Source organism: Flavobacterium koreense (assembly GCF_054776075.1).
Genome location: NZ_BAAHCF010000043.1, coordinates 279 through 2737, shown reverse-complemented (window position 1 = coordinate 2737; position 2459 = coordinate 279). Strand labels below are relative to the sequence as shown.

Genomic DNA, 2459 nt, shown 5'->3' with positions numbered 1-2459 from the left:
TGATAAACGCTTCTGATATTCAAAACTTTGAATTAGGAAACCAATATCCATCTGGAGTTTACAATGTAATTGTATCTCAAGAATCTAACACTAAAACACTACGTGTTATTAAAAGATAGTTTCTAAACAAGAACTAAATATTTTAAAACCTCCTCAAGAAATTGAGGAGGTTTTTTTATTCAAAAAATACGTAATATGTCGTATAGAATAAAACAGAAAATCTAGCTATATTTGAATTAAAATTAGTTTTTAATCTGCTTGCCTCAAATCCAGAATTAATGATTAGTTAAGTTATGTTTTAAACCTCTAAATTATTTTATTTATGAAACACATTTTACAAGCTTTCAAAAAAAGGATTGTTTTGATAATGCTGTTGTTTAATGCAGTGTTATCTTATGGGCAAGCTGGATTCAATACTACTTATATAGTGTTGAATAGTAACAATTCAGGGAATGTTTATTATGATTTACAGGCCAGTACAGGCAACCCTGATTTTAATAATGCAAATTTAGGTGCTTATTGTGAAGGTTCTTCTTCTCTCGTTTTTAAAGGAGCAGAACATAATAATTATAAATGTGGAGGATGTGACATTACGTCAACTCGATTGATGTATCGCATATATCCAGTCGGATTCCCTTCAGGTAGTTTTGTTAGTAATTCAATCGGATATTCATCAGGATTTACAAATGGTTGTGGTGGTGAAGATCAACAATGGAGTAACATTGGCTATAATACGAATCTTTTAAGTGGATTATCTGCCGGAAATTATACTATCGAGGTGTATTCAGAACAGTCTACAACTTGTTTAGGAATGGTTTACGCTAGTGATGGAGGAAATAATTTTAAAGCTACTTTCACAGTAAATGCAAATGTTACTTATTATCTTGATGCTGATAATGATGGTTTTGGTACTAACTCAGTATCACAAGTTAGTTGTTTTGGAGCGCCAGTTGGATATGTTACAAATAATGGTGACTGCAATGACAATCAACTACAATATTATGACGCTGATGGAGATGGGTTTGGTTCTATGACATTGGTTGGATGTGGAGTTGCCAATAATTTGGATTGTAATGATAATCAAACACAATATTTAGACGCTGATGGTGATGGATTTGGAGCCAACATAGCTGTAGCTTGTGGAGTAACCAATAATGGTGATTGCAATGATAATCAATTACAGTATTTAGATGCTGATGGAGATAGTTTTGGTTCGATGACATTGGTTGGATGTGGAGTTGCCAATAATTCAGATTGTAATGATAACCAATACCAATATTTAGATGCCGATGGCGACGGATTTGGAGCTAACATTTTAGTGGCATGTGGTGTAACAAATAATGGTGATTGCAATGATAATCAATTACAGTATTTAGATGCTGATGGAGATAGTTTTGGTTCGATGACATTGGTTGGATGTGGAGTTGCCAATAATTCAGATTGTAATGATAACCAATACCAATATTTAGATGCCGATGGCGACGGATTTGGAGCTAACATTTTAGTGGCATGTGGAGTAAACAATAACGGTGATTGTAACGATGCTCAATTGCAGTATCTAGATGCCGATGGCGATAGTTTTGGATCAACTATAATAGTAGGATGCGGAGTTGCCAATAATTCAGATTGTAATGATAACCAATACCAATATTTAGATGCTGATGGCGATGGATTTGGAGCTAACATTTTAGTGGCATGTGGTGTAACCAATAACGGTGATTGTAACGATGCTCAATTGCAGTATCTAGATGCCGATGGCGATAGTTTTGGATCAACTATAATAGTAGGATGCGGAGTTGCCAATAATTCAGATTGTAATGATAACCAATACCAATATTTAGATGCTGATGGCGATGGATTTGGTTCTAATTTTATAACAAATTGCGGTGTTACCAATAATTTTGATTGTAATGATAATCAAATTCAATATTTAGATGCGGATGGTGATAGTTTTGGTTCTAATACAGTTGTTGCTTGTGGAGTTCCAAATAATGCTGACTGTAACGATAATCAACTGCAGTATTATGATGCTGATGGCGATGGATTTGGTTCTAATTTTATAACAAATTGTGGAGTAACCAATAATGGTGATTGCAATGATAATCAAATTCAATATTTAGATGCAGATGGAGATGGATTAGGCTCAACTACTTTTGTTGGTTGTGGTGGAGTTACCAATAATACAGATTGTAATGATAACGATTTCTTAAACCTCACAGGTATAACTTATTATCAAGATGCCGATGCCGATGGTTATGGAAATCCAGCTATCACAACTTCAGCTTGTACTGCACCAGTTGGTTATGTTTTGGATAATTCCGATTGTGACGATAGTAACGGTTCAGTTCATCCAGGTGCTGTTGATGTATGTTACGATGGAATTGATAACGATTGTAATGGAATTATAGATAATGTTGGTCTTCCAGGAGGTTGTACACCAATTGTAGGATCATTGCCAG

The 2459-nt window shown here is 34.5% G+C and carries 1 protein-coding gene; it reads left to right on the top strand.

Annotated elements, in window-relative coordinates:
- Positions 1-322: 322 nt before the first annotated feature.
- Positions 323-2459 (top strand): putative metal-binding motif-containing protein (locus ACYU7A_RS14895; RefSeq protein WP_460577793.1); only part of this gene is annotated, 2137 nt, incomplete at its 3' end.